The following is a 24,337-nucleotide window of genomic DNA, read 5'->3' on the forward strand; positions in this document are numbered from 1 at the left end:
TACGTCAATATTGTGATCCTCGTATAAATTGCCGCACCAAGCATGGATTCCACTTTATCAATACCGGAGTTCGTAGCGTATACATTGCGCAATTCCTGATCCGTCTCATAATCCACTCCAGAGACGAGCTGCTCAACAATGCCTACGTAAGCCAACGCCTCCCGCTTCGAAACTCCCCTCTCACCTGCTATGACCAAAGGGACTCTCGCCTCATCAAGCAGAATCGAGTCAGCTTCATCAACTAGTGCAGCATGAAATGGACGCTGGACAAGTTGCTCTGTCTCCCTAGCCAGCGAATCCTTCAAGTAGTCATAGCCTGCCTGCTTTGCAGTCAAATACGTAATGTCAGCAGCGTAGGCTCGCTTTCTATCCTCAGCACTGCTGCCCTCCGTAATACAGCCGACTGTCACGCCCAAATATTCATAAATTGGCCTTGTCCATTCTGCATCTCTATTGGCCAAATAATCATTGAATGTAAGAACATGTACCCCGCGTCCGGACAAAGCTTGCAAAAAGGCAGGGAGAACGGCGGCTAACGTTTTTCCCTCACCAGTTTGCATTTCAATGATGCAGCTTTCATGCAAAGCCATGCCTGCGAGCCATTGCACATCATATAATCGGATTCCTTTTACTCTCCATACGGCCTGATCAACCAGTGCTGCTACCTCTATGACATCACGAGCCGATGCTGCTCCCTCTTGAATCCTTATTTTCATCGTTTTCACATGCTGTATGATTTCCGAATCACTCCATGCATGTGCATGAAGCTTCCTCATCTCTCTCACTTGCTCCAAGTAGGGCATCAGCTTTCGATTGCGATATTTCTCGCTCCATCTTTCAAACCGTTTACTTGTCATTCTCGTACAATCCTCCTTACATTGAGCGTCTCTATCCGCACAAAAGGAGGTGTGTGTTAGGTTCCTTCCATAGGTGGTAACGAATAAGAATCATACCATTTCGAATACTAACAAATTCATAGCCTTGCACTATATGATTAGAAAGTGGTCGGTCATCGCCTTGTGGCTCTACATTGACATGCACCTTGCCTAGATATAGAAAGTTCTCCATGAAGAGAAACACACGGTTCTGTACCCGTTCTAAGTCGAGATCACCTGCTAGCAGGTGTTGAAACATGACATATATTCGAATGAGATAGTCGATTGCTTGAGCCTGATTAACTTGGTTCATTCTCTAACCTCGTTCATAATCCATATTTCACCTTGTGAAGAGTGTATCTATTTCTCTCTCCCGCGTCAAAGAGAAGTTGAGTTCCTTGCGGGAACATGCTCTCTTGGGATGCAATCTGTAGCAGTCCGCGGAACCCATGATTTGACGGGCTTTTTGCCAATGGACTTCCGTTCTGGAAGGCTGATTTCCGTACGTTTCTGTTGATGTTTTACATCAATTTCACATCAATGTTTTGAATACTTGAACTCATCGCTTGCCAGCGATGCGCTCTCCCGCACTTGGGTATTGCACTATCCTCTTCAGTTTTGATCTATAAAAATTAATAATTGACCCATCATTCCCCATGGTTTTTCTCTTATAGTCATAAAAGAATTTGATAATTTTCGAATAAATTTCATCCTACTTATAAGGTGGGAAAAATCAGGGTACAACAATCTAAATAGGAATATTTGTTCCTATTATTTATCATATATTTTCTGAAATAGTATAAATAGATGCATGTAATCGCGCAGAATATGTAAATGAATGAGCACGGTTAGGGATCTAGCCAACAAATGACGTAAAACCCACGCTGCGGGTGGTGTCAACGACGCTGGTACGGCTCGGATAAGTTAACTCCTTACTGAACTACAAAAAAGAGCCTCTTCTGGTCACGCGACACTAGAAAAGAGCTCTTTTTTTGTTTGTGTTGAGTTGTTTTTACTTTTTTAATAATATACAAATTCCTTTTGAATGGTAGTTTTTATTCAAAGCAAGAAGAATAGATGTCCCCTATACTAAAAAAACCAATTGCCGCACTAATCAATTCAGGGCCTGCATCTTGTGCAGCGGTTTTAACAGCATATCCAATTGCTTCACTTATGCTGTAACCCCACTCACTTCTAGCAACTTTAAAAGCAGGAACCAAGTTACCAATAAATTTTGTTACTCCTCCACCTGCTTTAATAACGTCTTTAATTTTTGCAATCTTTGTAAATGAGAACAGGTTTTCGGCAATAGCCAGTCCTACTGCTGAAATACACCCAATTACCCCTAAAGTCTCTACTTTTGATGTATTATAGAATTTATCTCCATCTGTAATATACATATCACCTGTGTAAGCACTCAGCCATTCGGCAGTTGTTTGGGGTCCTTGTTCAATTACTTCATCAGGTATAGCTTCAATTAGGTATAGGGTTTTTTCCAACTCAGCAAATTCAGTTTGGCTAAATTGGTATGTGTTTTCGTTACTAGCACTTGCCGAAGCAACACCTATCAAATTTAACAACAGCACCAAAGCTACGACCCCAGAAATAGTCTTCTTGAAAAAATAATTCATGGGTATACTCTCCTCCTTTCCCAATATTTAGTGTATATTATACTAATGAATATGTTATTCTGCAATATATTTTTCGCCGGGAGGAGGGGTTAATTTGAATAAAAAAAATATCTTTTTTGGGTTAGTGGTTCTAGTTATTGCTATTATGGGTTTTATTATTTCTCGGACACAAGTTGGAACATTCCAAGTGATCTTTAATATTTTTGCAATTCTAGTAATTATCCTGATTTCTCTTCTGTTTTTTAGAAAAAAATCTTAAAGCTGACGTGAATATAAGTAACGTATTTTAGACTCCACGGGTCGCGGCTAAGCCTTTCGCAAGGGAGGTGATAGCCGTGACATTCTTCTTAAGTGTCCTGGATGAGGTGATAAGGCCGTCAATTGCTGGCGTGATTGCGCTTTACCAAGCGTTTCAAGAGGCGTACAACAAGCGAAAAAAACACCCGAGACTAGGTTGGGCCCTTAATCGTGGCTTTTCGCTGAAAAGTAGAATATGCTCGCCGTGGTTGCCCACTGGCTCTTTTGTTAAAAGAGCTACGATCTTGCAGGATCGTAGTCTCTTTTTTATTGACATTTCATTCGTTTGACTTGAAGTTGACCAACCCTCAATAATGGCTTGTCCTATAAATGAAGACATATCACTTGCACGCCACCTTTTCTCCACAGGTACAGGATTTCCAATGTCCGTTTCATTCCTATATAGGGAAGCATACTCCTTACATATGACTTCCATTTCGGCCCATGGTAATATGAGGAATAGATTGAATTGCTTAAGAGGGGGACTTTCCATTGGAGACAAAGAAAAAAATCATGGTCATCTTCGGAACGAGACCGGAAGCGACGAAGATGTGCCCAGTCGTTCAACAGTTGAAGCAGCATTCCGATTGGTTCGATACCAAGGTTGTCGTCACGGGACAGCATCGAGAGCAGCTCTATCAGGCACTCTCTCATTTCTCGTTGTCACCGGATGTTGACCTAAGCTTAATGAAGGAAAATCAATCGCTAGCCTACTTCACCTCTGCTGCAATCGCAGGGCTGGATAATATCATTTCAGAAGATAGACCGGATATGATTCTTATTCATGGCGACACGCAGACGGCGATGTGCGGCGGACTAGCAGCCTTCTTTCACAAAATCCCTGTCGGGCATGTAGAAGCAGGCTTGCGTTCCCACAACAAATACTCCCCGTGGCCAGAGGAGGTCAATCGCAGAATTGTAGATGTCGTAACCGATCTGCTGTTCGCACCTACCTCAGTTGGGAAGGACAATTTACTTCGTGAAGGGTATGATGCTGGGCATATTTATATAACGGGGCAAACGGCTGTAGATGCTGCGCTGCAGACATACCAAGAGGATTATACGTTCCATGAAGCTTCATTAAATGAGCTGATTCATCACCGCGGAAGACTGATTACGGTTACTGCTCATCGCCGGGAGAACTATGGGGTACCGATGCAAAATATGTTCCAAGCGATTCGCCGTATTGTAGAGGAACACCCTGATACGGCTGTCATTTATCCTGTCCATATGAGCCCAGTCGTGCGGGATGCAGCACATACTCTACTGTCTGGTCATGAACGGATTCACTTGCTGAACACATTGGAGTATCCAGATATGATAAATTTGCTCGCCCGCTCTTATCTGATTATGAGTGATTCCGGTGGTCTGCAAGAGGAAACAACGGTATTCAACAAGCCGCTCGTGCTGATGCGAGATACAACGGAACGACCAGAAGCGGTTAAAGCTAACATGGTTGCACTAGCTGGAACGGACGAGAATCGGATATTCACCATTGCGAACCAACTACTTGCGGATGAGCAGGCGTACCAAGACATGACCAAGTCCAGCAATCCTTTTGGCGATGGACAAGCTTCCAAACGGATCGTGGACATCATTGCGCATCACTTCGGCTTTGCGTCGGAACTCCCAGCTCCATTCGAAGGCTAGAGAACGATAAGTACGATCAGCATGATCTAACTGTTCCGAATTCCATCATAAGATGTAGTCTTATAAAAAAGATTGATCATTTATAAAATTATTTTCCTGTAGTGGTGAAAAATACATTGCTATTATCTCAGTGTAACTTTTAATGGGAAAGGGGTTTATAGGTGAATAAAGAGAGCGATCGTTTATATTTCATCGATAATCTAAAAATAGCTTTAATTATGCTTGTAGTAGCTCACCATGCTGGACAAGCCTATGGACCAGGTGGTTGGTGGTTTTTTTGGATGATGAATCTATCAACTGGTTGGGCAGATTTTTCTCTGTAAATGCAGCATTTTTTATGAGTATGTTTTTCTTTTTATCAGCCTATTTTCTCCCTCAATCAATCTCGAGAAAAGGGCCGAAACGGTTTTTAAAAGAACGGCTTATTAGAATTGGTATTCCATTACTACTTGGATTTCTCGTGATAATTCCTATTCTGATGTATTTATATTACATTAATTTCAGAGATTATGAACCCATCTCATTTTTTTCTTACTATGTTAATATATTTTTTGGACTTGGTAATGAACCCTCGAACTGGTCCGGGCCATCATGGCCTGATATGCAATTTGGACATTTATGGTTTTTAGAGCATTTACTTGTGTATGCGGTTGTTTTTTCAGTCTGGACCTTCTTTACATCTAAGAAAACCATAAAAAAATTTGATGGAAGCATTAAGGTTTATCAGATTCTCTCCCTGTGGTTGGTCGTTAGTTTAGTGACTTTTATTACAAGGATATGGTTACCTATTGATCATTGGATAGCTTTTTTAGGATTTATTCAAACAGAATTTGCACATGTACCACAGTATGTGAGTTTTTTTTGTTTAGGCATTATGGCCTTTCATCGCAAATGGTTTTTAACTTTGAGTGCAAGAGTAGGATACATCTGGCTTATTATTGGAATATTAATAGTAACCATTTTGTATTCTGGAGGAAATACGGTAGATCCTTTTCTTTTAAAAGGGGGCCCAAACTTCGGTTCGTTGGCTCTATCATTAATTGAGACGTTATTGTGTATTTCGCTTGTAATCGGTCTTCTAATTTTATTTAGAGAAAAAATTAACGGCACTAATCGTTGGTCCAAGATGTTATCAAACAATGTATTTGTTGTTTATTTCATCCATGTGCCAGTAGTTGTCTTCCTTCAATATACATTGAATGACCTATCAATACCGGTCATGGCTAAATTTCTTATAACGGCATTTTTAGGAATCATTCTAAGTTTTTTGCTAAGTCATTTTGTATGGCGAAAGATTCCATACCTCAAAAAAATGATGTAAAGGAAATAATTTTTAGATAAATGGAAATTTAATAGTAGGATAATGATGTGTCATATAAATAATGGTTCTTGTTCAACTAACGGGTGCGTTAGTTGAAGATTCGCTTTCCGAAATAATCAATCTTTTTTACAAAATAATATTCAAAGGTACTAAATATATAATATGTTTGAACTCTTTATTTACATATGTTTGAATGTCGTTACCCTAAGATAAATTTTTAATAAAGTTTGATTAAAATCCTGTTTTTACAGGATTTTTTTCTTTAAGTATAGGGACAGTTTAGTGAAAGAGCAGTGCTTAACTTATGTTCACAATGGCCGTTTTGTTGAATAAGAGAGGAAAATATAACTCCAAATTTATAGTATTATCGTTTCTAAGGAATATTCTATGTACTAATATATCTATGAAGTTTTGCAAGGAGGATATACTATGAGTCTAGTAGATTGATTAATCAGATTTTAAATAAGAGGAAGGTAGTAAATCAATTTTAAGAGGTGTTCAAAAGTGAATAATTTATTGATTAATGCTGATTTTGGGAAGTTATGGTTTCATAATATATCTAAAATCCTAAGTGAACGTTTTCGCGAACTAATCATGCCTATTATCATATTGGGTCTGTCTGGATCACCATTAATGACTTCATTAGTGCTTATATTTCAGAGAATTAGTTCCGTGTTTTTTTCTATTCCAATAGGTACTTGGATTGAGAAAAAGAACCTTGTTTTAATTTCTTCGATCTGTAATTTCATATATGCTATATTATTGTTTCTATTGGCATATTTAATAACAATCGACATAACGAGCCTTTTTGTTATTGGGCCAATATTATTTTTCATGGGTTTAGTGGGATTGATGTTAAATATTGCCCTTTCAGCTATGGTACCTAAGATTGTTGGGAGGCAACGTTTATTAAGTGCTAATAATTCATTAGAAGCCGCTGATGCGATTGTAACCTTAATTGGTCCAGCCTTAGGTGGAATTATACTTGCGAAATATGGCCCGAACATTACCTTAACTATTTGTGGTAGTTTATTACTTGTTTCAATGTTATTTATTTCACTTATAAAATTCCGAAATGTACCTAAGGAAACGGATGATAAGCCCATGAAGGGAAAACAGAAACTGAAGAGTTTCATTCGGGATTCCCAAGAAGGTGTAAAGTACCTCTATGCTAATGGAGCTCAAATTGTATCGACGATTTCAGCTTTGGTTCTCGGATTTTCAACCAGTTTTATTGTGCTTAGTGTTACCATTCATTCTAAATATACTCTCCATTTTTCAGAAGAGTATATTGGAATACTATTATCTTGTGCTGGTATAGGTAATGTCATTGGCGTGCTTATAATGAACAAATTTAAAAATGCAAACTGGTTATACTTTCTCAGTACTTTAATGATTATATCTTCATTTGGTATTTTATTATTGATATCAAATTCATTTATCACCATGTGTTTCGGAATGATAATCTTTGATGGGGCACTTTCTATGGCATTTGTTGTTCAGATAACTGTTCAACAGGGGATTACTCCAGACTATTTGATCGCCAGGGTTCGAAGTTCCATATACGTTTTTGGTGGAATTGCAGCAATGATAGCGACTATACTATCTGGTTTGATTTCTGAATGGAACTCTATGGCAGCATTGGCATTTGGATCATTGGTTTTATTAGTCAATGGCTTGTTTATTTTTAAATATAAAAAGCAAGGAGTAGCAATGGATAAAATCAGTCCAATTTATGCTACATCCAAAAGTAGCTGAATGATGGAAAGACTTATTCCGGGCGCAGACGACAAAAGGGTTTAGGGATAAGACCATTCAGAAAGTAAAAAACCGCTAATATCCATATTGGGTTTCTCTTTTTTTGATAATAACCAATTATGGGGAAAGTTTGTGAATATATAAACTTAAACGATCGGGTGCTTTAGTTAAATAAGAAATGATCAAATTTTATTATAAAAATTTATATTTAATCAAATAATAAACCGTTATTTTGATCAATCTCTTTTCAAAATAACGGTTTTTTGATTGCTGTTGTATGTGAAGAGAAATGAGTTTTTTATCATCTTTATTTTATAGCTACGCAAGCAATCTCTCGGGGCACGAATCCACCAATTGCTTCATCCAACGCTTTGATCAAATATTTTGGGCATAGCGCTCACTTGGCATTTTCGTCAACACGACATATAGACAGGAAACGGCATCTGTTCCGCTGCGGTAAGAGAAGCTCTCGTCTCCACTAATATGAAGGATGTCACCTTCGGCAACTCCAGTCTCCACCCCATCACTATTCACGATCCCGCTTCCATCCAGAACTAGAATATTGACGTTTGCGCCCGGATGACGATGCGTCGGCAATTCGGCTCCCGGACTGAAGTTCAATACGAATATCACATTTTCCTCATCCTTATGAATAATTCGTTTCGTAAATTTGTTCTCTACATATTCTTGATACTCGGTCACGTGATTTTTCTGCATGAGCTCTCACTCTCCTGGATTTTAGTTGTAGTTCCTTCATTACCCCATTCCACACAAAGCCAATCCTTCAACTATCACGAAACATTTATCTCGTGGCTTCCCTTTTGACTTTTTAGACTTCATCCCCAAGTACTTCTATTATATTGAACTTGTTTACATACTTTGTGATTTCAATCACATTCAGGAATAGCCCAATATATCTGCCTACGATAGAGGGCTGCTCACTTACTCACATCCGCTTGCATTCATTGCCTAAAAATTGTACGATCGATAAGAATTCAATCACAAAACGTTAGAATTGGAGAATGATCTATGATCAATCAAATCGGACAAGTTATGCTGTATGTCAATGATCAAGACCAAGCGGTTCAATTTTGGACTGAAAAAGTCGGATTCATTGTCGTGTCGGAAGATAACAACGGACAGGGAATGAAGTGGATTGAAATTGCTCCTGCACAAGGCGCACAGACTTCCTTCGTGCTCCACAATAAGCAGCTTATTGCCGAAATGCAGCCAGATCTCAACCTAGGAACACCTTCGATCATGCTGTTCTCCGACGATCTCGATGCACTGTATGAAGATTTCAAGAACAAAGGCATTACAGTTGGTGATGTAGTAACAATGCCTGGCGCTAGAGTATTCAACTTTGCTGACGATGAGAATAACTACTTTGCCGTTATGGAACGAAAGTAAGCGATTTGTCGCAGAATGCAGCGCCATCACATCTTGTGGTGGCGTTTATTGTTTGTCAGTACAGACTCCAGAGTGCATACCATTGCATGATTGAAGCATGAGAAATTAGTGTAAGATATTATAAGGTGATTCATCCATTAAAAGGAGGTTCTCATTCATGAGCCGCCAAGAACTGCAAGAGAGACTGAAGATGAGGGACGTTGAAATTCGTCACGGCGAGCAATTCAACGATCTGCTGCGCTATGTATTCCAAGTGACCAACCATGATCTCCAGGCGCTTGGTTGGGAGAATCGCGAAATTGCACAAGCGAAGCTGCCCGTACTGAAGCAGGCCGATGTATTAGGATGGTTCGATGGCGACAAGCTGATATCTCAACTCGCTGTATATCCATTCCAAGTAAATATTTTCGGTCAAATCTACGAAATGGGCGGAGTAACAGGTGTCGGAACCTACCCAGAATACGCCAATCTTGGCTTAATGAATAAATTAATGCGCCAAGCGCTGACGAACATGCGCAAGCGTAAGCAATCCGTGTCCTACTTATATCCTTATTCCATCCCTTATTACCGCCGCAAAGGCTGGGAGATCATCTCTGATAAAATCTCGTTCGAGGTGAAGGATACACAGCTGCCGAAGCTCAAGACGGTCCCTGGAAATGTCGAACGCGTCACCATTGAGCATCCAGACGTACGTCAAGTCTATCATCGCTTTGCCTTGCAGACACACGGCGCTATGCTGCGCAACGAATTGGCGTGGGAAGAATACCTGCGTTGGGATCTCGATGATATGACTGTCGCGGTATACTATGACAGCAACCATGAACCGACAGGATACTTGCTCTATTGGATCGCCGAGGAAGTGTTCTATATGAAAGAAATGGTGTATGTCAATCAAGAGGCGCGCAACGGGTTATGGAATTTTATTAGCGCGCACTTCTCCATGGTGACCCGAGTGAAGGGACATATTTACACAGATGAGCCGCTTGCATTCTTGCTCGAGGACAGCGATATTAAAGAAATTATTGCGCCTTACTATATGGCACGAATCGTGGATATCGGATTGTTCCTAGAGCAGTATCCGTTCCAGCCTCAAGAAGCTGAATGCAGCTTCACCTTCGTACTTCATGACCCGATGCTGGAATGGAATCAGGGAGTATTCACATTAACCGTAGATGAGCAGGGCAACGGGCATCTTACCAAAGGCGGGAATCAACGGGATGCCGAATTCGATATTCAAACCTTGACCACGATGCTTATGGGGTACAAGCGTCCATCCTACTTGGCGAAAATCGGTCGATTCCAAGCCAACGAGGCCACCATCGACCTGCTGGAGAAGCTAATTATTCGGCAGATCCCTTACTTCTCTGACTATTTCTAAAGATACGAAGAAGAGAGCACATCCGGCTCCCCTACAGGTCCGGTGCGCTCTCTTTGGTTTATTCCTCATCTTCAATTGTCGTTGCCATCATCACATTGGCAAATGCGCCTGCAGCATTCTCTTCACTTCGTAAATATCCGTTAAGGCCTGTGCCTCCTGCCCCGAATATTTCTCACAAATCATTTTTACAAATATAAACCCGAATTCATGCAGCAATATGGCCAGAAACAGCTTATCGATGAACACTTCGCGGCCGCATCCTAACTCTCTCCTAAACAATTGAATCAGATCAGCATCAAAATCAAACAAGGAGAACAGGATTGGCGGGTACTCATACTCGGCAGGAGCTATCGTACTGTCTGCAAAGTCGATAATGAACAATTGACCTCCATCATCTACCATTACATTTTCCGCTGTAATATCTCCATGTACGTATACGGGCTGGGATATCGGGCTCTGTGTCACGATTTCAGCAATTTGTGCCCTGACAGACTCTGAAAATAGGTTCCATCTTGTATTGCGCACAACCCTTTGCTTTATTACACTTGCATCGACTTGCTCCGAAGGCGGCATATTCAGCTTGTCCAAATTAGCAAGCAGCTGCTTCACGAACGCTTCCTTCTGGGGTAATGTCCAACCTGAGAGAACCTTACCTGCTTCCTGACCTTGAATAAAGTCCATGATGATGTATCGGAACAAATACTTATCTTGAATATAGGACGCTGCGATCACATTCGGTGCGTGGATGCCTTGCTGGGTAGCGCGCTCCATGGCAGTTATTTCTGCTTGATAATCAGCATCTGTATTTGCTCCAGATTCCTTGGGTGCAAATATCTTAATCACATAGCTGCCAGCACGAAATACCGCATTTGTACCCGGAGTTAAATGGAATATATGCTCTGCCCCGCTCAGATTTTCTTTTTGATAAATGACTTCAATAAGCTGTCGAAAATCTTCAATCGATTGATACACCGCTCCCCATGAATCCCAGTTGTGAATCTCTTTTGCAAAAGCGTGACTCATTGTCTCTCCCCCACAAACACAAGATGCACTACTTATCCCGTCTGCGATACAAATCAACAGATTTATATCCTTCGGCCAAGATCGACCTCATTTCTTCAAGCCTTTTGTCCTGTGTTTCCTTCCGCTTAGCACTGTACACGTAACGCGCCCAGTCCTTTTGATATCCCGGTGTCAGGCTGTTGTAAAACTCCAGTTCCGCACTGCCTGCTAAATATGCCTGAATATCTGCAACATGCTCAACATAATCATCAACGCATTGGCTCTTTTTCGAAGATGCTGATTTGGCTGCTTTTTTGGCTTCGGACTTCAAGCCGATTACGGTAAAGACGTCATCCAAGCTGACCATCCGTGCGAATTTTAGTTCGCTGCTTCCTACATAGCCGTCCTCATTAACGAATCCGATGCTGAAGAAGCTGTCGCGTTCAATATATTGCTCGTATTTAGGATTATTTTTCTTCGGATAAGCGGTAAATAGATATCCCTTGCTGTTCAGCAACTGCTTATCGATAACCATTTGTACCAGCTCTGTAAATTGCTCTAGCGAGTAGATGAAGGCAAAAATAAGATCATAGCTGTCCCGCTTGATCGCAGTGTCATAATCCAACCCGTCGAATTCCGTAATATCGTCAGGTTTGTTCATAATTAATTTCATCGGATATTTGTTCACATTCAATTTATCAATGATGCTCTTCTTGGAGTTCTGGTTCATATCATGTCGTTTCCTTCCCTTATCGTGCTGTCCATAATTATACGCATACGAAACGCTGATGCAAACGTCACGACCCCATATATCGAACTATATGCTTGCCCGGTACCCGATGGCTGTATAATTGGATAAATGAAAAGACACATTGATATCAAACTCCAACTCAATCGACTGCGGCTGGAACCTCATAATATAGGTCACCATGTAAGGCGTTTCGATATAAAATAGCTTCGCTTGCAGGGTACATTCGTTCACCCAAGAGGCATACACAACGACTTCCTGCAGCGGCATGGATAGATCTTTGTGAAATACAGCCTTCGTACGCATCGGCTGCGCAACGTTTATAGGCAAAGCAATATCCCGCTCGTCTCCATAGGACAACTGAAGCTGCAGCGTCTCACCCTGAGCATCGAAGCGAACTTTCTTCAATCCACTAGCGTTCGGTTGCATGACGTACACATGCTGATGCAGTTCCGGCACTTGATGCGCATGCTGTCTCCCTACTGTATGTCGCGCTTCTCTGTGTAACGGAACCGTCCGAGAACAAGGTTCAGCGGGAGGGCGACTGGTATGATTGATACTTAATGGATCTCCCTTTTGCTCCACGCTTTCATGCCGATGCTCCCGGGTATCACCACTGCTGTCAACTTCGCCAAGGAGATGTTCATAAATGAGATTCAGAAGTGTTTGCAGCATATCCATGGTCGGATAGCTAGCCGCCGCAGCTATGACAATTCCTTCCTTCGGGGAGACAAAGCATAACTGACCAAATGCCCCGTCTGCCCGGAAGCAGCCGTCTCGACAGCGATGGAACTGATAGCCATAGCCCTGAGCCCAATCGATTCGATTGGCTCCCTTGCGATTATCGCTTTGCTCGCTTGTCGCCATCTCGATATATGATTCAGACACAATGCGCCTTCCTTGGTATATGCCCTTATTCAACAGCATCTGACCGAATGCCGCCACATCATTCGTTGTTAGACTTAGCCCCATCCCCCCAGCAGTAACTCCCATCGGACAAGTTTCCCATACAGGTCTAGCGATGCCTAATGGCTCGAATAATCGAGGCATAAGAAAGTCTACAAGATTCTGTCCCGTTATTCGCTCTAATATAGCAGACAACATATAGGTCGAATGCGTACTATATTGAAATTGGGTGCCTGGCTCATGATCCACCTCTTGCGCTAGAAATGCCTTGACCCAGTCCTGTTCGTTCACCACAACAGGATAGATATTCGCCTTATGACCTGCTGTCATGGATAGCAGATGATGGATCGTCATCGCGGATAGCTTGTCGGATACTCGCTCTGGCAGCCGCTCGGGAAAGAATGAAATGACCGATTCGTCTAGACGGATAAGCCCCATGTCCCATGCAATGCCAACCGCAATGGAGGTCACACTCTTGCTTAAGGAATACAACAGTTGCGGGCAATCCTTGCGATACGGCTCACGCCAGAACTCTGCAATCGTAGAACCATGGTGACACACGATTAAACTATGAACCGGCAGTTCGCATTGCTCGATCTGATTGAAGAATCGCTGGATACTCGCAGATTCCCCACAGTATGCAGCAGAACGGTCGTTTCTCGTATTCAAGCAAGATTCACCCACTTTGCCCACAATTCCTGTGGGTTCAGCTCGTAAATCTCCTTTTCTCGGAATAAAAATTGATGCATAATGAACTCCCGGCGAATCGTTGCGAAATCCTCATGGTAGGCCTTAATGAATTCGTTGATTTCCTTCTCGGTGTAACTGCGTCCCGCCTCCAGATTAGTCACCATATGCTCCAGGATGATAAGCTTCTTCTTCAACTGCGATGGGATATTTTTGAGCTTGCCCTCTTTCGAGAAGAAATTGCGAATCACCGAATCCCTCAAACGCTGCTGTTCCTCATTCAACATCCCTACTCCTCCATCAGCACCGCGATAAATGAAATTCACAGCCGCAGTGGCATTGTTCTTTAGAAAATAGTCATTTAATGAAAAATAAATCGTGTTCTTCTCTCTTCGTTCGTTGATAAGGCTCGCTTCGCGAAGCTTGGCCGCATGATGAGTAATCGTGGCAGGAGTAACGGATAGCTTCTCCGCTAACACCTGACCATTCCGTTCACCTTCCGCAAGTAGGATGAGCATCTTGACACGTGTTGGATCCGCCAACGCCTTATGATAGGCAACCACCTTGTCTAACTGCATACAGGCATTCACTCCTCCTCAGCTTATTTAAGTAATGTTGCAGTAACCGCAAAACATGCACGAATTAAACAACAATCAAATTAGATAATTATTAAATTAGATGGATGTTAAAATAGATAATACGTGATCGAGGAATATATTGTCAACCCGGTTTTTGTATACTATAGTGGATGAGGAGCAGAACAACCTGCCAGCACAAAATTACTACTTACAGAGAGAGGTATTGAATGGAGCATACAACCACTGAATTACAGATTCGACATTTTCAGCAAGAGGACATGCCATTGTTAGGGGAGTTATATCGATCTGTTACATCGCGTCCGAATGCGATATTTTGGTGGGTAGGCGAGGAGACGAACTGGAGCAACGTGTATTGTGCCTTTGAGCATGGCAAGATGGTTGCCAAGGGACAAGTCGGCATCATCAATATTGTACCGCCCGGTCGCGCCCAAGAGAACAAGCATGCCATTTACGTGAATATTAAAGCGATCCCAGAACGTGAGCATGACTATGTGTTGCTTGACCGCATTTATGAGCTGTTGTACGCAAGAGCCGTCGAATTGAAGGCAACACTTCCTGCCGAATACGGAACGAGACTCTGTGTTGGTAATGATTCAACTGAAGAGGTGAACAGTCAATTCTTCCTGCAGCGTGGTTTCCGTCATCTGATTAGTCTATATCAAATGAAACGAATGATAGAAGCACCAATTCCAGAGCTGCAATTGCCAGAAGCTTATCAAATTTCCCATTGGAATTTGGATACAGCTGAAGAAGCTCTTGCCTATCTGGATATCGATACAGAAATTTGGCCAGATAATCCGCTTGGATTGGAAAGACTGAATGAATACAGGCAGTATCCACTCTGGACATCCATGGTTGTCCGGCAAGGAGATACGGTCGTAGCCGGTCTATTGATATGGAGAGAAGACGAGACAGCTCACATCGAAAATGTATTCGTTCGCGAGCAATGGCGTGGACAGGGCCTTGCGAAGTCCCTGCTTGCTCAAGCACTCCAATATGCGAAGTCTCATGACATACCACGTGCAAGCCTTGAGGTATTAACCGATAATCGAACAGCATTGCAATTGTATGAGTCGCTCGGATTTGAGCAGAAAGCAGAAGAAATTCGATATTGCATAGAGTTGTGATATAGGGGGCGCATTCTGTGCCATTTTTATAATTTATGTATAAAATCCCCGTAGAGTGGCTCGTTCATACCCATTCTACGGGGATTTGAGAGAATTGATCAACTTCTACTCTCCTCTAGCATTTTCATGATTTCCTCTACTACGATCTCAGGTTCATCATGATGAATGTAATGTCCGCTCTGATTGGCTATTCGAATCTTGCTTGTCGTCGACAATCGCTGAAACTCGGATTGCAGCTTTTGTTCCACTTCTAATATTGCCATGTGAGGCCATCCTTCATGGTACTCATCGGGCAACCCTCTTATGATAATAGAGAGTGGAATGTCATATAGTTGTACATGTTCGGCAATTTGTTCATAGCTTCGTATCTTGTCGATTCGCTCACTATTCTGCAATGGGTTCATCAGATATTCCCTATTTTCCGCAATCCGTTCTTTCGGAAGCACCTTTTCGTATGCCAACTCTTTGTATTCTGGTGCTGCATCTACCAGCACGATTCCACCTATGTCTTGCGGATAAAGACCTGCATATAATCTAGCGACTAAGCCGCCAAAGGAATGCCCCACCAATACATAAGGAGGTTCTATGTTAAGCACTTGCAGCAATTCGGAAAGTTCTTCGACTAAACAACGACATGTTCGCGTTCCTGATACGGATTGGCTTCTGCCAATACCTGCTCTGTCATAAGAAAAGGTCGACGCTGCTTCTGATATTCGGTTCTGCACGATCTCCCATGTCTCACTGCTATCACCTAATCCGGCAATAAAAATGACGCTCGGCGTGCTGTTTCGCGAATATTTACTATATATCTTTGCATTGTCGCATACATGATAGGCTTCCATATATCTATCGCTCTCTTCGCTCCTACCTTCCATCATGTTCATCCCCTTCTATCGATGAATTCGCATTTTCAAAATTATAGACTTCAGGAAAATATTACATAATTAAACGATCTGATTATTAATGGTGTGGCTGTAATGAATATAGCAATAGGTGATGATGATAGTAAAGAAGAATAAGAACATTTGGCTAATACTTATTCTATGTCAGCCAAAAACAGGATTAGGCTGGAACAATTATCTCACTAATTGCCCAGCCTAATCTAATTGTTATTCAATTGTAATACGACGTAAACTTACATATCAAACCAACGCAATTCGCCGCCCTTGAGCTCCAATTCGAAGCTCTTGCCATTCGCGTACACAGTTGTGTTGCGCGGCTCTGCCGTGTTATTGACAACACAATACGTACCTGTTTCCGGATAGACATGGATTTCCGTATGGGCATCCGAACTAAACCAATTGTGCAATTCGTGATCCTTGCTGCATGACCATAATATTGCACGATGCAGCAAGCGGGCGTTCTCCGCACTATACGGCAGTCCACCGATATAGACAGATCGACCGCCGAAGTAGTTATTGACTGCAAACTGCACTTCTTTATCCTTGCAAGCTAAAATATCAGCGCTCGTTGCGTATACATTTTTCTTGCCTTCACCGAAGTTAATGTCACCATTCATATCGGCGGTAATAAAGTGAGACGGCTTTTCGTCCCAATTATATTTATCGTAGCCGAGGGTAAAGCCGCGCTCCAGCTCTACGCCAAGAGCATCGCCCAGCTGGAAGAAACGACCTTGATGTTGAACCGCAGAAGGTTCACCTACCCCGATAAAGCCGCCTCCGCCAGCAATAAATGCACGGATTTGCTCAACAATATACGGGTCTTTCCAGTTGTCACCGCCGGTATGTGCGGTGTCAGCGTCACCGACATTAATAATGACATCGATATCTTTTAGCAGCTGCGGCTGCTCACGAATGTCGTCAAAGCTAATGAACGATACATCAAAAGGAGCTCCGCTCAAAATTTCAATAATGCCCGCATAGCTGTAGTTTTGTTTCTGGTACAGCGCATGATGCACCATATGGCAGCCCCAAGAGCGCATTTTCCCCCAGCAGTTCAGTACAGCAACTTTAGCTAAGCACATCGGCTTCGTGCGTGCCTTCTCATATAAATCGCGGAATTCATCGGCAACTTGTGTTACATAATCCACAAAGTCTGGGAAGTCCAGCGCCAGCTTCAAGTATCCGCCATAGCCAATGCGATCTACAGGCTTACGCAAAATAGCTCGTCTTGCCGTTAACCAGTTCTCTTGAGCTTCCGCCGTTGGATTCCCGCCAGGATGGAACGTATCCGGGAAGAAGTATGGCAGGAAGCGCCCTTCTGTATATTTCACCCCAGGAATGTCGCTAATTAGACGCAGTGTTGAACCATTGCCGACGCTGCCGACGACTGCATCCAGCCCAATGGTTTTAAACTCATCCATATAAGGCTCAGTACCAATAAAGTGGTCCCCTAAGAACATCATCGCTTCGCGACCTTCTTCGTGGGTAATATCAACGAGCTCTTTAGCGAGCCCCGCCACTTCGCGACGTTGGAAGGCCATAAAGTCCAAGTATTGTTGGGACGGAATCCGATACTGGTTGTTGTAGTACCCTTCGTCAATAATATATTCCGGACGGAACTTATAGCCAACTTCACGCTCGAACTGTTCGAGAATATATGGGCTGACGCTCGCGGAATAGCCGTACCAGTCCACATATTTCTCCCGACGCAGTTCATCGAATATAAGCGTGAACTGATGGAAGAACGTTGTGAATCGTACTACATTTACATAAGGCTTGTCCCGCAAAAATTCACGAAGTCTGCCTTTGGAGTATTCCCGTGTCTTAGGCTGACGTACGTCAAACGTAATTTGTCGTTCGAAATCCTTCCAATCGTTCACGACGGCGTTGTACATATGAACGGGATCCCAAATCAGATAGGTTAAGAAGCTCACGCTATACTCATGGTAAGGTATCGTGTTCGTAATCATTACACAGCCGCTAGCTTCATCATAGCTCCAGAGATTCGTAGGTACGACCTCGCCAGTGGTACGATCGATAACTTCCCACCAACGGTAAATATCATCGCGGTTGTTGACTTGCAATAAGTCTTCGCTGATTCCCTCTAACAGACGGATGGAAAGTTCAGCGCCTGTGGCAGGAACAAATTTCGTTGAAATATAGCATTGCTGTACTTCATCTGGGTTTGCCTTCGCCCAATTGTTGTCTTTGCGGGTTGTATAGTAAGTAGCGTATACTTTCGCTCCACATTCTGCTAACTCTTGCGGGAAAGTTGTGCCGTCTGCATCGCGCACAGCATCAGCACCCCACAACTCCATCGTTTTCAGCGTTTCTCCTACGACATCAAGGTCGGTAGGGATGGTGAGGCGCCCTCTGCCTTGTTTGTTCTGGTTCTGCTCTCCCATTTGAAACATGCTCCTTCCACATAACTGATTGTTGATACCATCATACTCAGCGAGAAGGAAAGACCCAAGGACGGATTATGACCTTCCACGGGTAAAATTTTGACCTTTGCTTAAAAAAATGGCTACGTTTAAATAGATGTTGAAAATTAATATATTAATAGAAAACACATAGTATAATTAAGCCATATATACAGGTTTGGAGGTATTATATGGGAAATCCATTTCTTTGACTTCATTCAACACTAATTAGTTTAATGGTGTTGCAACTAAATAAATCAGCAATGATTTAATATCATGGAGGATAAATTATAATGATAAAAAATAATTTGAAAATAGAAAATATTCCAGCGATTTTGTGGGGTGACAAATCAGATAAGTTATTTGTGGTGGTGCATGGTAACATGTCAAACAAGGCAGATGACTCGATTATTGTATTTGCAGAAGAAGCAACAGCAGCAGGTTATCAAGTACTTAGTTTTGATTTACCTCAACATGGTGATCGTAAGGATGATACTTATCTTTGCAACGTTCAGAACTGTGTTCAAGACCTCAATACAATTATGACCTATGCAAAATCGTTATCAAATCATATAAGCCTTTTTGCTTGTAGCATGGGAGCGTATTTTAGTCTATTAGCATATAGCCATGAGCCGTTGAAGCAGTGCTTGTTTCTCTCTCCTGTGGTAAATATGGAACGTATTATAAATAATATGATGACATGGTTTAACGTAAGTGAGAGTAGATTAAAAATAGAGAAAGAAATTGATACACCTATTGGACAAACTCTCTACTGGGACTACTACTGTTATGTGAAAGAACATCCTATTGTTGCTTGGCATATTCCAACTTCCATTCTCTATGGTTCAGAAGATAACGTATGTGAGTTTGACGTTGTATCTGAATTTAATAAACGTTTTAACTGTAATTTGCAAGTAATGGAGAATGGAGAACACTATTTCCATACTGAGGAACAGTTGCAGGTTTTCAGACAATGGCTGAAAAAACATATATACGAATCAATTTCATAATGTTTGAACCTAGAAAACTGTAGACTACTGATCCTTCTTCTAATGCGAGCTTTATGTCTGATAGGTAACCGTCCGTACCCGATAATTCTTAAGTTTCCACATCATTTTTGTATTCTAGTTTTCAACTAAAAGGCCGAGCTAATTGACTATTAGAAGTCATTAGCTCGGCCTTTGTTGCCTTTTTATATCTCTTTATCTCTATTTTTCTATTCTAACTGGCCGAGATCGATAAAATTCAAATCCATGTTAGCTTCATCTTCGGCCTGATTTGCAGCCTCTGTTGATACTGCTTTTCCTTCGTATTCAAGGTTACCGCTTTTCAAATTGAATACATATAGACGATTACCTTTAAAATTCTTATGACCCACAATATAGAGATAGTCTTGTTTAAAATCATAGGTAATGTTTTCACTTAAATCTATATTTGTATTCTTCAGAGTAGTCTCATATTCTTTACTCACGAGATCGTAAGAAATAACAGTGAATCCTATATTTTTCTTACTCGATGCAGCTTTTTGCAGGAAATAAATTTTCTGTCCATAGGCATACATAATATTATTCAATAACATTTCATGCCCTTGGAACGTAAGCGGCGAGATTTGTCCTGTTTTAACATCCACTTGATATGCCTTTTTATGATTATCTTTACTAACACTTAAAATCCATTGATCCGTGTGATCCAAATTTTGATTAGCTAACCTTACGATTTGATTATCCCCATTTGCTGCTACAGATTTAGCTCCTAGTAATGCGAGCGGCTCATTCGTCATCTCCTTTGTTGCTAGATTAACACGGATAATCTGCGGTTCAGATACATAACCTTTGGCACTGTGATTCAAAGACACAATTGCAACAAGCTGTTGATCAACAAGCTGTACATTTTCTACAAAGATATCTGAAACATCATGATCTACATTGATATCGGATCTGATTTCCTGTGTATTGTCCTTCTGCTTGTTAAGCACAGAAATACTGACCTCTGCATTCTTCTTCGCTGATGGATCATTGGATTGCTGCTTATCTACGGTCCAATTCACATAAGCAAGTATGTCCTGATTTTCATAGAACCCAGCTAAGTTGTTCTTCCCACGCATGAACTGACGATGCTGATCCACCCATTTATCCAATTGCGTTTTCACTGGTCTTCGGTTTAAGCTTTGGCTTATCGTTAAATTTTCATGTGGATAATCTGTACCATTTGTAGTGATATAAGCTCGTTCGATGCCAAAAACACTATCCTTACTCATGTAATTTCCGTATAAAGCTATACCTTCAACGAGAGAAGCATCCCCTTGAACCATCGTCAGCTTATAATTAGGTGGTGTCTTTTGTGAAGCTTGTACATAATACGTCCCGATTGTAATAACCGCGAACACTACAAGAATGGCGTTAACCATATATTTTCTCATACCTTAACCTCCATAACCCTTCAATTATACCGATATTTTCTTACGCAATAGATACAAGCTGTACCAAAGCGAACCTCCAGCAATGATCACTATTAATCCGAGACAAGTGCCTATGATTTCTCCTGGATAGAAGTAGCTATCGTATCTGCTATAACCCATAAAATAGGGTATTGAGGCTAATCCAGCTAGAACCGCAAAGTATAGTACGATAAAGCCGATCCCTTTCAGTCTGTAGCTCCGCTCCATTAGAATCGCTGTGAACAAGACGATCAAGCCCGTAATGACCAGTCCATAGTATAGTACAAACTCAGAAAAGTAGGGCGGAATCAGAACTTTAAGCACAGTAGGATGCTTCAAATAATCAAATACCGAGATGTTTCGATATAATTCAGCAGGAAGAATCGACTGTGCTATCAAATTCTCCAGTGGAACAAGGACAATTTGCAGGGCGACAAATCCAAAGGCGAATAGCAAGATCGTAACCAGCTTGGCAAAATACAAATTCGCCCGATTGGACGGCAACGTGAGCAGGCGATATACTACCGTATTTTTACCTCTCCAGTCACGGTACCAGATGAAGCAGCTATATATTAGCAGCACTGTTATGCTCAAAAATATGGGTCCGAAATATAGAAGTCTATTATAGTGATCATACACCGTACTGTTTAGCTGAATATATCCAGTCACATTGTGATATTGCTCAAGGGTCCATTGATTCACTCTCATTGCCTCATTCGCAGAATCCAGCCAATGATTAGCACCGATGGCGACTGCTGCAAGTTGCAAGGCGGCTGTCAGCACCATGAGTCCAATATATATTTTGGCAAATCGGTTCATTTCAAAATTCAATAGCTTCACAAAAGCTCTCATTTTATGTACACCTCTCTCATTACGTCCGTAATGGACTTACCTTCCTGCTCGCGAACTTCTTCACAGTAGAATTCACGTTCTACCTTCCCGTGCTGTAGCAAGACCGCTTTATCAATTAAATACTCAATATCGTTAATTTCATGAGTTGTAATAATCACACCACGATCCTCGATCAATTCACTCGTGAACACATCAGCAATTTGCTCGCGGCTGAACATATCAATCCCCGAGAACGGTTCGTCCATTAGGATGTAATCACAATCCAAGGCAAGTCCGAGCAACAAATTTAACTTCGCAGCCATTCCCTTCGACAATGAGGATACGCGATCCGAAGAGCTCAGTTGGAAGAACTTAAGCAATTCCTTTGCACGTTCAGCGTTCCAATTCCGATAAAAGTCAGTCATAAAGCTCAAGCAATCAGCAATTCGCATATTGGAGGGCATCGTTAACGAATCTGGAATGAAAGTAATTTTCTCATACATCACAGGTGTTAGTGATACATTATCGATTAAGACTTCACCTTTGTATGGTATCAGTCCCATGATGGACTTCAGCACCGTTGACTTCCCGGCACCATTGATTCCGATCAGGCAGGTAATCTCTCCCCTGGCAGCAGTGAAGCTAACGCCATTAAGTACCTTCTTAAATCCATATTTCTTCACCATCTGATTCACTTGGATCATTTTGTGTCACCACCCTCTGGGGATAACTTTCGCTCGGATGTATATTTTGTCTTTATGATATCTACTAGTTCTTCAACTGGAATTTGAATATTCCGAATGGAACTGATGAATATATCCACTGCACTTTCGATTAATTCAGCACGAATCGAGCTTAGTATTTGCTGATCCTGTGTAATTCGACTCGGGGAATTTCCTTCTGTTACGATCAAACCCTGTTCCTCCATTTCCTTATATGCCTTCTGCGCCGTGTTCGCATTAATCTTCATTACTGATGCCAGTTCACGCCGTGAAGGAATTTTGTCTCCCGCTCCGATTTGCCCTGTAGCAATCTGTTCCTTGAAGTAACGGACAACTTGAATATATACCGGTTCTCGAACATTAAAGCTGATACCTAATTTTTGTTCTTCTGTCATACAACCAACTCCATACGGTAAGTGTGTGTACTAAGTGGTTCATACATCTTATGCATGTACTATACGTGTAATACACTTTTGTGTCAATAGTTTGTTTTTGAGCACAGGCTTCTGGGGTTATCGTTCTTAGCCATTGTATTTTGTGCAATCCATCCGATGAAAATCAATCAACCTTTAATAGCACATTTCCTGTGGTTAAACCTTGTCACTGCACGGGGTTAGATTTATGAAATTGATTTCATACGTTAAATGTAATAAAAAATGATTAATGTATAATCTTCTTTAAAAGCGAATTAAGGGAAGTCAAAATGGCTGCCCTTAAAAGTTATATAATTTCAACATTGTTTTAAAACATCACAAAAAAAAGATATAGCCCCCCCTGTTCGCAACAGGTTAGGTTCTATATCTTTTTTCGCCTACTTTACTTCATTGCCATAAGCTTCAATTTGCGTTAGTGCAGGGAACGGCGACGGGTCATCGGACTTGATTAAGTTCTTTACTGCCAATGACTCTACCTGACGCGGCGTAAGCTTAAATACCTGCTTGGAATGCGTTTTCGTTAGATGAATCGTCTCACAATCACCATTGGAGAAGCAGACGGTTACTTGCTCCCAGTAGTTATCGTGAGGAAAGTCTGCTCGGAGCGTAAGAGCAATGCAGTCAATTTCTACAGTGCGCCCAAATTGCACGCTCATTTCAGCGTCATCTTGCTGGTTAATCCCCCACGACTCAAATGGCCATGCCCCGTGACCTGCATTAAAACAATTGCCATTAATCGCATTACGTGCGGCAAACACGGACTCACCGCGTGTTTCCACATTCGCAACCGCATGCGGATAACAACTGTCATTCTCATGTTGGTCGAACGGATTAAGCGCCACATTTTTGTAACTGGAGATTTCCGCTGCAGTCGCTAGACGAACGCTAAGCGCATGGATGTCACCACTATATGATTTCGGATTATAGGAGATTTTCTTCTCTCCAAATGGAATGGCAAGCCGATAGCAAGTTGTCGCTAAATATACGAACGTTTCCGGCATCGTATCATCAAGCTGCAACATTACATATTGGTGGGGATGCTCACTCTTAACAACAATTTGGTCGCCCTCTTGATAAGGTTGATGATATACAAGCTGGGCTTGCCCCTGATCAGAAGCAGCTGCCAATACGGTATGATTTGCATCGTGAATTTCAATCGTAAATTGCGTTAGTGGTGTCATAAGATGATCATCTCTTTC

22 protein-coding genes are annotated in these 24,337 nt (G+C 41.8%); 8 read left to right on the forward strand and 14 right to left on the reverse strand.

Annotated features, from left to right (window positions below):
- Together AZ66_RS03980 and AZ66_RS03990 are read right to left on the reverse strand one after the other, a co-directional pair.
- Positions 1-857 (reverse strand): DEAD/DEAH box helicase (locus AZ66_RS03980; protein WP_156159890.1); only part of this gene is annotated, 857 nt, incomplete at its 3' end.
- 1,073 nt (positions 858-1,930) lie between these two features.
- On the reverse strand, positions 1,931-2,506 hold the full coding sequence (locus AZ66_RS03990) for a hypothetical protein (RefSeq protein WP_021262952.1): 576 nt from the start codon (positions 2,504-2,506) through the stop codon (positions 1,931-1,933).
- Positions 2,507-3,295: 789 nt separating this feature from the next.
- Between AZ66_RS03990 and wecB the strand changes: the two genes are divergently transcribed.
- The 4 genes from wecB to AZ66_RS04010 all read left to right on the forward strand — a co-directional run bounded on the left by wecB (position 3,296) and on the right by AZ66_RS04010 (position 7,532).
- Positions 3,296-4,453 carry a non-hydrolyzing UDP-N-acetylglucosamine 2-epimerase gene (wecB, locus tag AZ66_RS04000; RefSeq protein ID WP_082061443.1) on the forward strand — a complete coding sequence of 386 codons (1,158 nt, stop codon included), beginning with the start codon at positions 3,296-3,298 and terminating at the stop codon, positions 4,451-4,453.
- A gap of 161 nt (positions 4,454-4,614) precedes the next feature.
- Complete coding sequence (locus AZ66_RS31225) at positions 4,615-4,776, forward strand: hypothetical protein (RefSeq protein WP_156159891.1); 162 nt, start codon at positions 4,615-4,617, stop codon at positions 4,774-4,776.
- Complete coding sequence (locus tag AZ66_RS04005; protein ID WP_052648375.1) at positions 4,731-5,774, forward strand: acyltransferase family protein; 1,044 nt, start codon at positions 4,731-4,733, stop codon at positions 5,772-5,774. The genes AZ66_RS31225 and AZ66_RS04005 overlap by 46 nt, the downstream gene beginning before the upstream one ends.
- 504 nt (positions 5,775-6,278) lie before the next feature.
- Positions 6,279-7,532, forward strand: coding sequence for an MFS transporter (locus tag AZ66_RS04010; protein ID WP_044353683.1), 1,254 nt, complete (start codon positions 6,279-6,281; stop codon positions 7,530-7,532).
- A 375-nt stretch (positions 7,533-7,907) separates the two neighbouring features.
- On the opposite strand, the gene AZ66_RS04015 is transcribed toward AZ66_RS04010, so the two are convergent.
- Complete coding sequence (locus AZ66_RS04015; protein WP_044353684.1) at positions 7,908-8,249, reverse strand: cupin domain-containing protein; 342 nt, start codon at positions 8,247-8,249, stop codon at positions 7,908-7,910.
- A 312-nt stretch (positions 8,250-8,561) separates the two neighbouring features.
- Between AZ66_RS04015 and AZ66_RS04020 the strand changes: the two genes are divergently transcribed.
- Positions 8,562-8,942 carry a VOC family protein gene (locus AZ66_RS04020; protein WP_044353685.1) on the forward strand — a complete coding sequence of 127 codons (381 nt, stop codon included), beginning with the start codon at positions 8,562-8,564 and terminating at the stop codon, positions 8,940-8,942.
- 157 nt (positions 8,943-9,099) lie between these two features.
- On the forward strand, positions 9,100-10,320 hold the full coding sequence (locus tag AZ66_RS04025) for a GNAT family N-acetyltransferase (RefSeq protein ID WP_021262958.1): 1,221 nt from the start codon (positions 9,100-9,102) through the stop codon (positions 10,318-10,320).
- A 90-nt stretch (positions 10,321-10,410) separates the two neighbouring features.
- Here the strand turns inward: AZ66_RS04025 and AZ66_RS04030 are convergent, their stop codons facing one another.
- The 4 genes from AZ66_RS04030 to AZ66_RS04045 form a co-directional block, all read right to left on the reverse strand.
- A complete protein-coding gene (locus tag AZ66_RS04030) occupies positions 10,411-11,343 on the reverse strand; it encodes an aminoglycoside phosphotransferase family protein (RefSeq protein WP_044353686.1) in 933 nt (310 codons plus the stop codon).
- Positions 11,344-11,371: 28 nt separating this feature from the next.
- Positions 11,372-12,052 (reverse strand): YdeI/OmpD-associated family protein, encoded by a 681-nt coding sequence (locus AZ66_RS04035; protein ID WP_044353687.1) that lies wholly within the window; start codon positions 12,050-12,052, stop codon positions 11,372-11,374.
- A gap of 87 nt (positions 12,053-12,139) precedes the next feature.
- Positions 12,140-13,645 carry a serine hydrolase domain-containing protein gene (locus tag AZ66_RS04040; RefSeq protein WP_044353704.1) on the reverse strand — a complete coding sequence of 502 codons (1,506 nt, stop codon included), beginning with the start codon at positions 13,643-13,645 and terminating at the stop codon, positions 12,140-12,142.
- Positions 13,642-14,241, reverse strand: a complete 600-nt coding sequence (locus AZ66_RS04045; protein ID WP_044353688.1) for a DUF2087 domain-containing protein — start codon at positions 14,239-14,241, stop codon at positions 13,642-13,644. Before AZ66_RS04045 ends, AZ66_RS04040 begins: the two co-directional genes overlap by 4 nt.
- Before the next feature lie 227 nt (positions 14,242-14,468).
- Between AZ66_RS04045 and AZ66_RS04050 the strand changes: the two genes are divergently transcribed.
- A complete protein-coding gene (locus tag AZ66_RS04050; RefSeq protein WP_044353689.1) occupies positions 14,469-15,389 on the forward strand; it encodes a GNAT family N-acetyltransferase in 921 nt (306 codons plus the stop codon).
- 98 nt (positions 15,390-15,487) lie between these two features.
- On the opposite strand, the gene AZ66_RS04055 is transcribed toward AZ66_RS04050, so the two are convergent.
- Both AZ66_RS04055 and gnpA read right to left on the reverse strand, forming a co-directional pair.
- Positions 15,488-16,267: an alpha/beta fold hydrolase gene (locus tag AZ66_RS04055; protein WP_082061445.1), complete on the reverse strand. Its 780-nt coding sequence runs from the start codon at positions 16,265-16,267 to the stop codon at positions 15,488-15,490.
- Positions 16,268-16,524: 257 nt separating this feature from the next.
- Positions 16,525-18,696, reverse strand: coding sequence for a 1,3-beta-galactosyl-N-acetylhexosamine phosphorylase (gene gnpA, locus AZ66_RS04060; protein WP_044353690.1), 2,172 nt, complete (start codon positions 18,694-18,696; stop codon positions 16,525-16,527).
- Between the two features lie 311 nt (positions 18,697-19,007).
- Here gnpA and AZ66_RS04065 point away from each other — a divergent pair, with 311 nt between their 5' ends.
- A complete protein-coding gene (locus AZ66_RS04065) occupies positions 19,008-19,724 on the forward strand; it encodes an alpha/beta hydrolase (RefSeq protein ID WP_044353691.1) in 717 nt (238 codons plus the stop codon).
- Between the two features lie 206 nt (positions 19,725-19,930).
- Here AZ66_RS04065 and AZ66_RS04070 read toward each other — a convergent pair whose 3' ends face one another.
- The 5 genes from AZ66_RS04070 to AZ66_RS04090 form a co-directional block, all read right to left on the reverse strand.
- A complete protein-coding gene (locus tag AZ66_RS04070) occupies positions 19,931-21,133 on the reverse strand; it encodes a hypothetical protein (protein ID WP_044353692.1) in 1,203 nt (400 codons plus the stop codon).
- A gap of 24 nt (positions 21,134-21,157) precedes the next feature.
- Complete coding sequence (locus AZ66_RS04075) at positions 21,158-22,003, reverse strand: hypothetical protein (protein ID WP_044353693.1); 846 nt, start codon at positions 22,001-22,003, stop codon at positions 21,158-21,160.
- On the reverse strand, positions 22,000-22,686 hold the full coding sequence (locus tag AZ66_RS04080; RefSeq protein WP_044353694.1) for an ATP-binding cassette domain-containing protein: 687 nt from the start codon (positions 22,684-22,686) through the stop codon (positions 22,000-22,002). The genes AZ66_RS04075 and AZ66_RS04080 overlap by 4 nt, the downstream gene beginning before the upstream one ends.
- Positions 22,683-23,099 (reverse strand): GntR family transcriptional regulator, encoded by a 417-nt coding sequence (locus AZ66_RS04085; RefSeq protein ID WP_044353695.1) that lies wholly within the window; start codon positions 23,097-23,099, stop codon positions 22,683-22,685. Before AZ66_RS04085 ends, AZ66_RS04080 begins: the two co-directional genes overlap by 4 nt.
- 416 nt (positions 23,100-23,515) lie before the next feature.
- Positions 23,516-24,319: a hypothetical protein gene (locus AZ66_RS04090; protein WP_044353696.1), complete on the reverse strand. Its 804-nt coding sequence runs from the start codon at positions 24,317-24,319 to the stop codon at positions 23,516-23,518.
- Between the last annotated feature and the right edge of the window lie 18 nt (positions 24,320-24,337).

The sequence above is a fragment of the Paenibacillus sp. E194 genome (assembly GCF_000935845.1).
GTDB lineage: Bacteria > Bacillota > Bacilli > Paenibacillales > Paenibacillaceae > Paenibacillus_B > Paenibacillus_B alvei_B.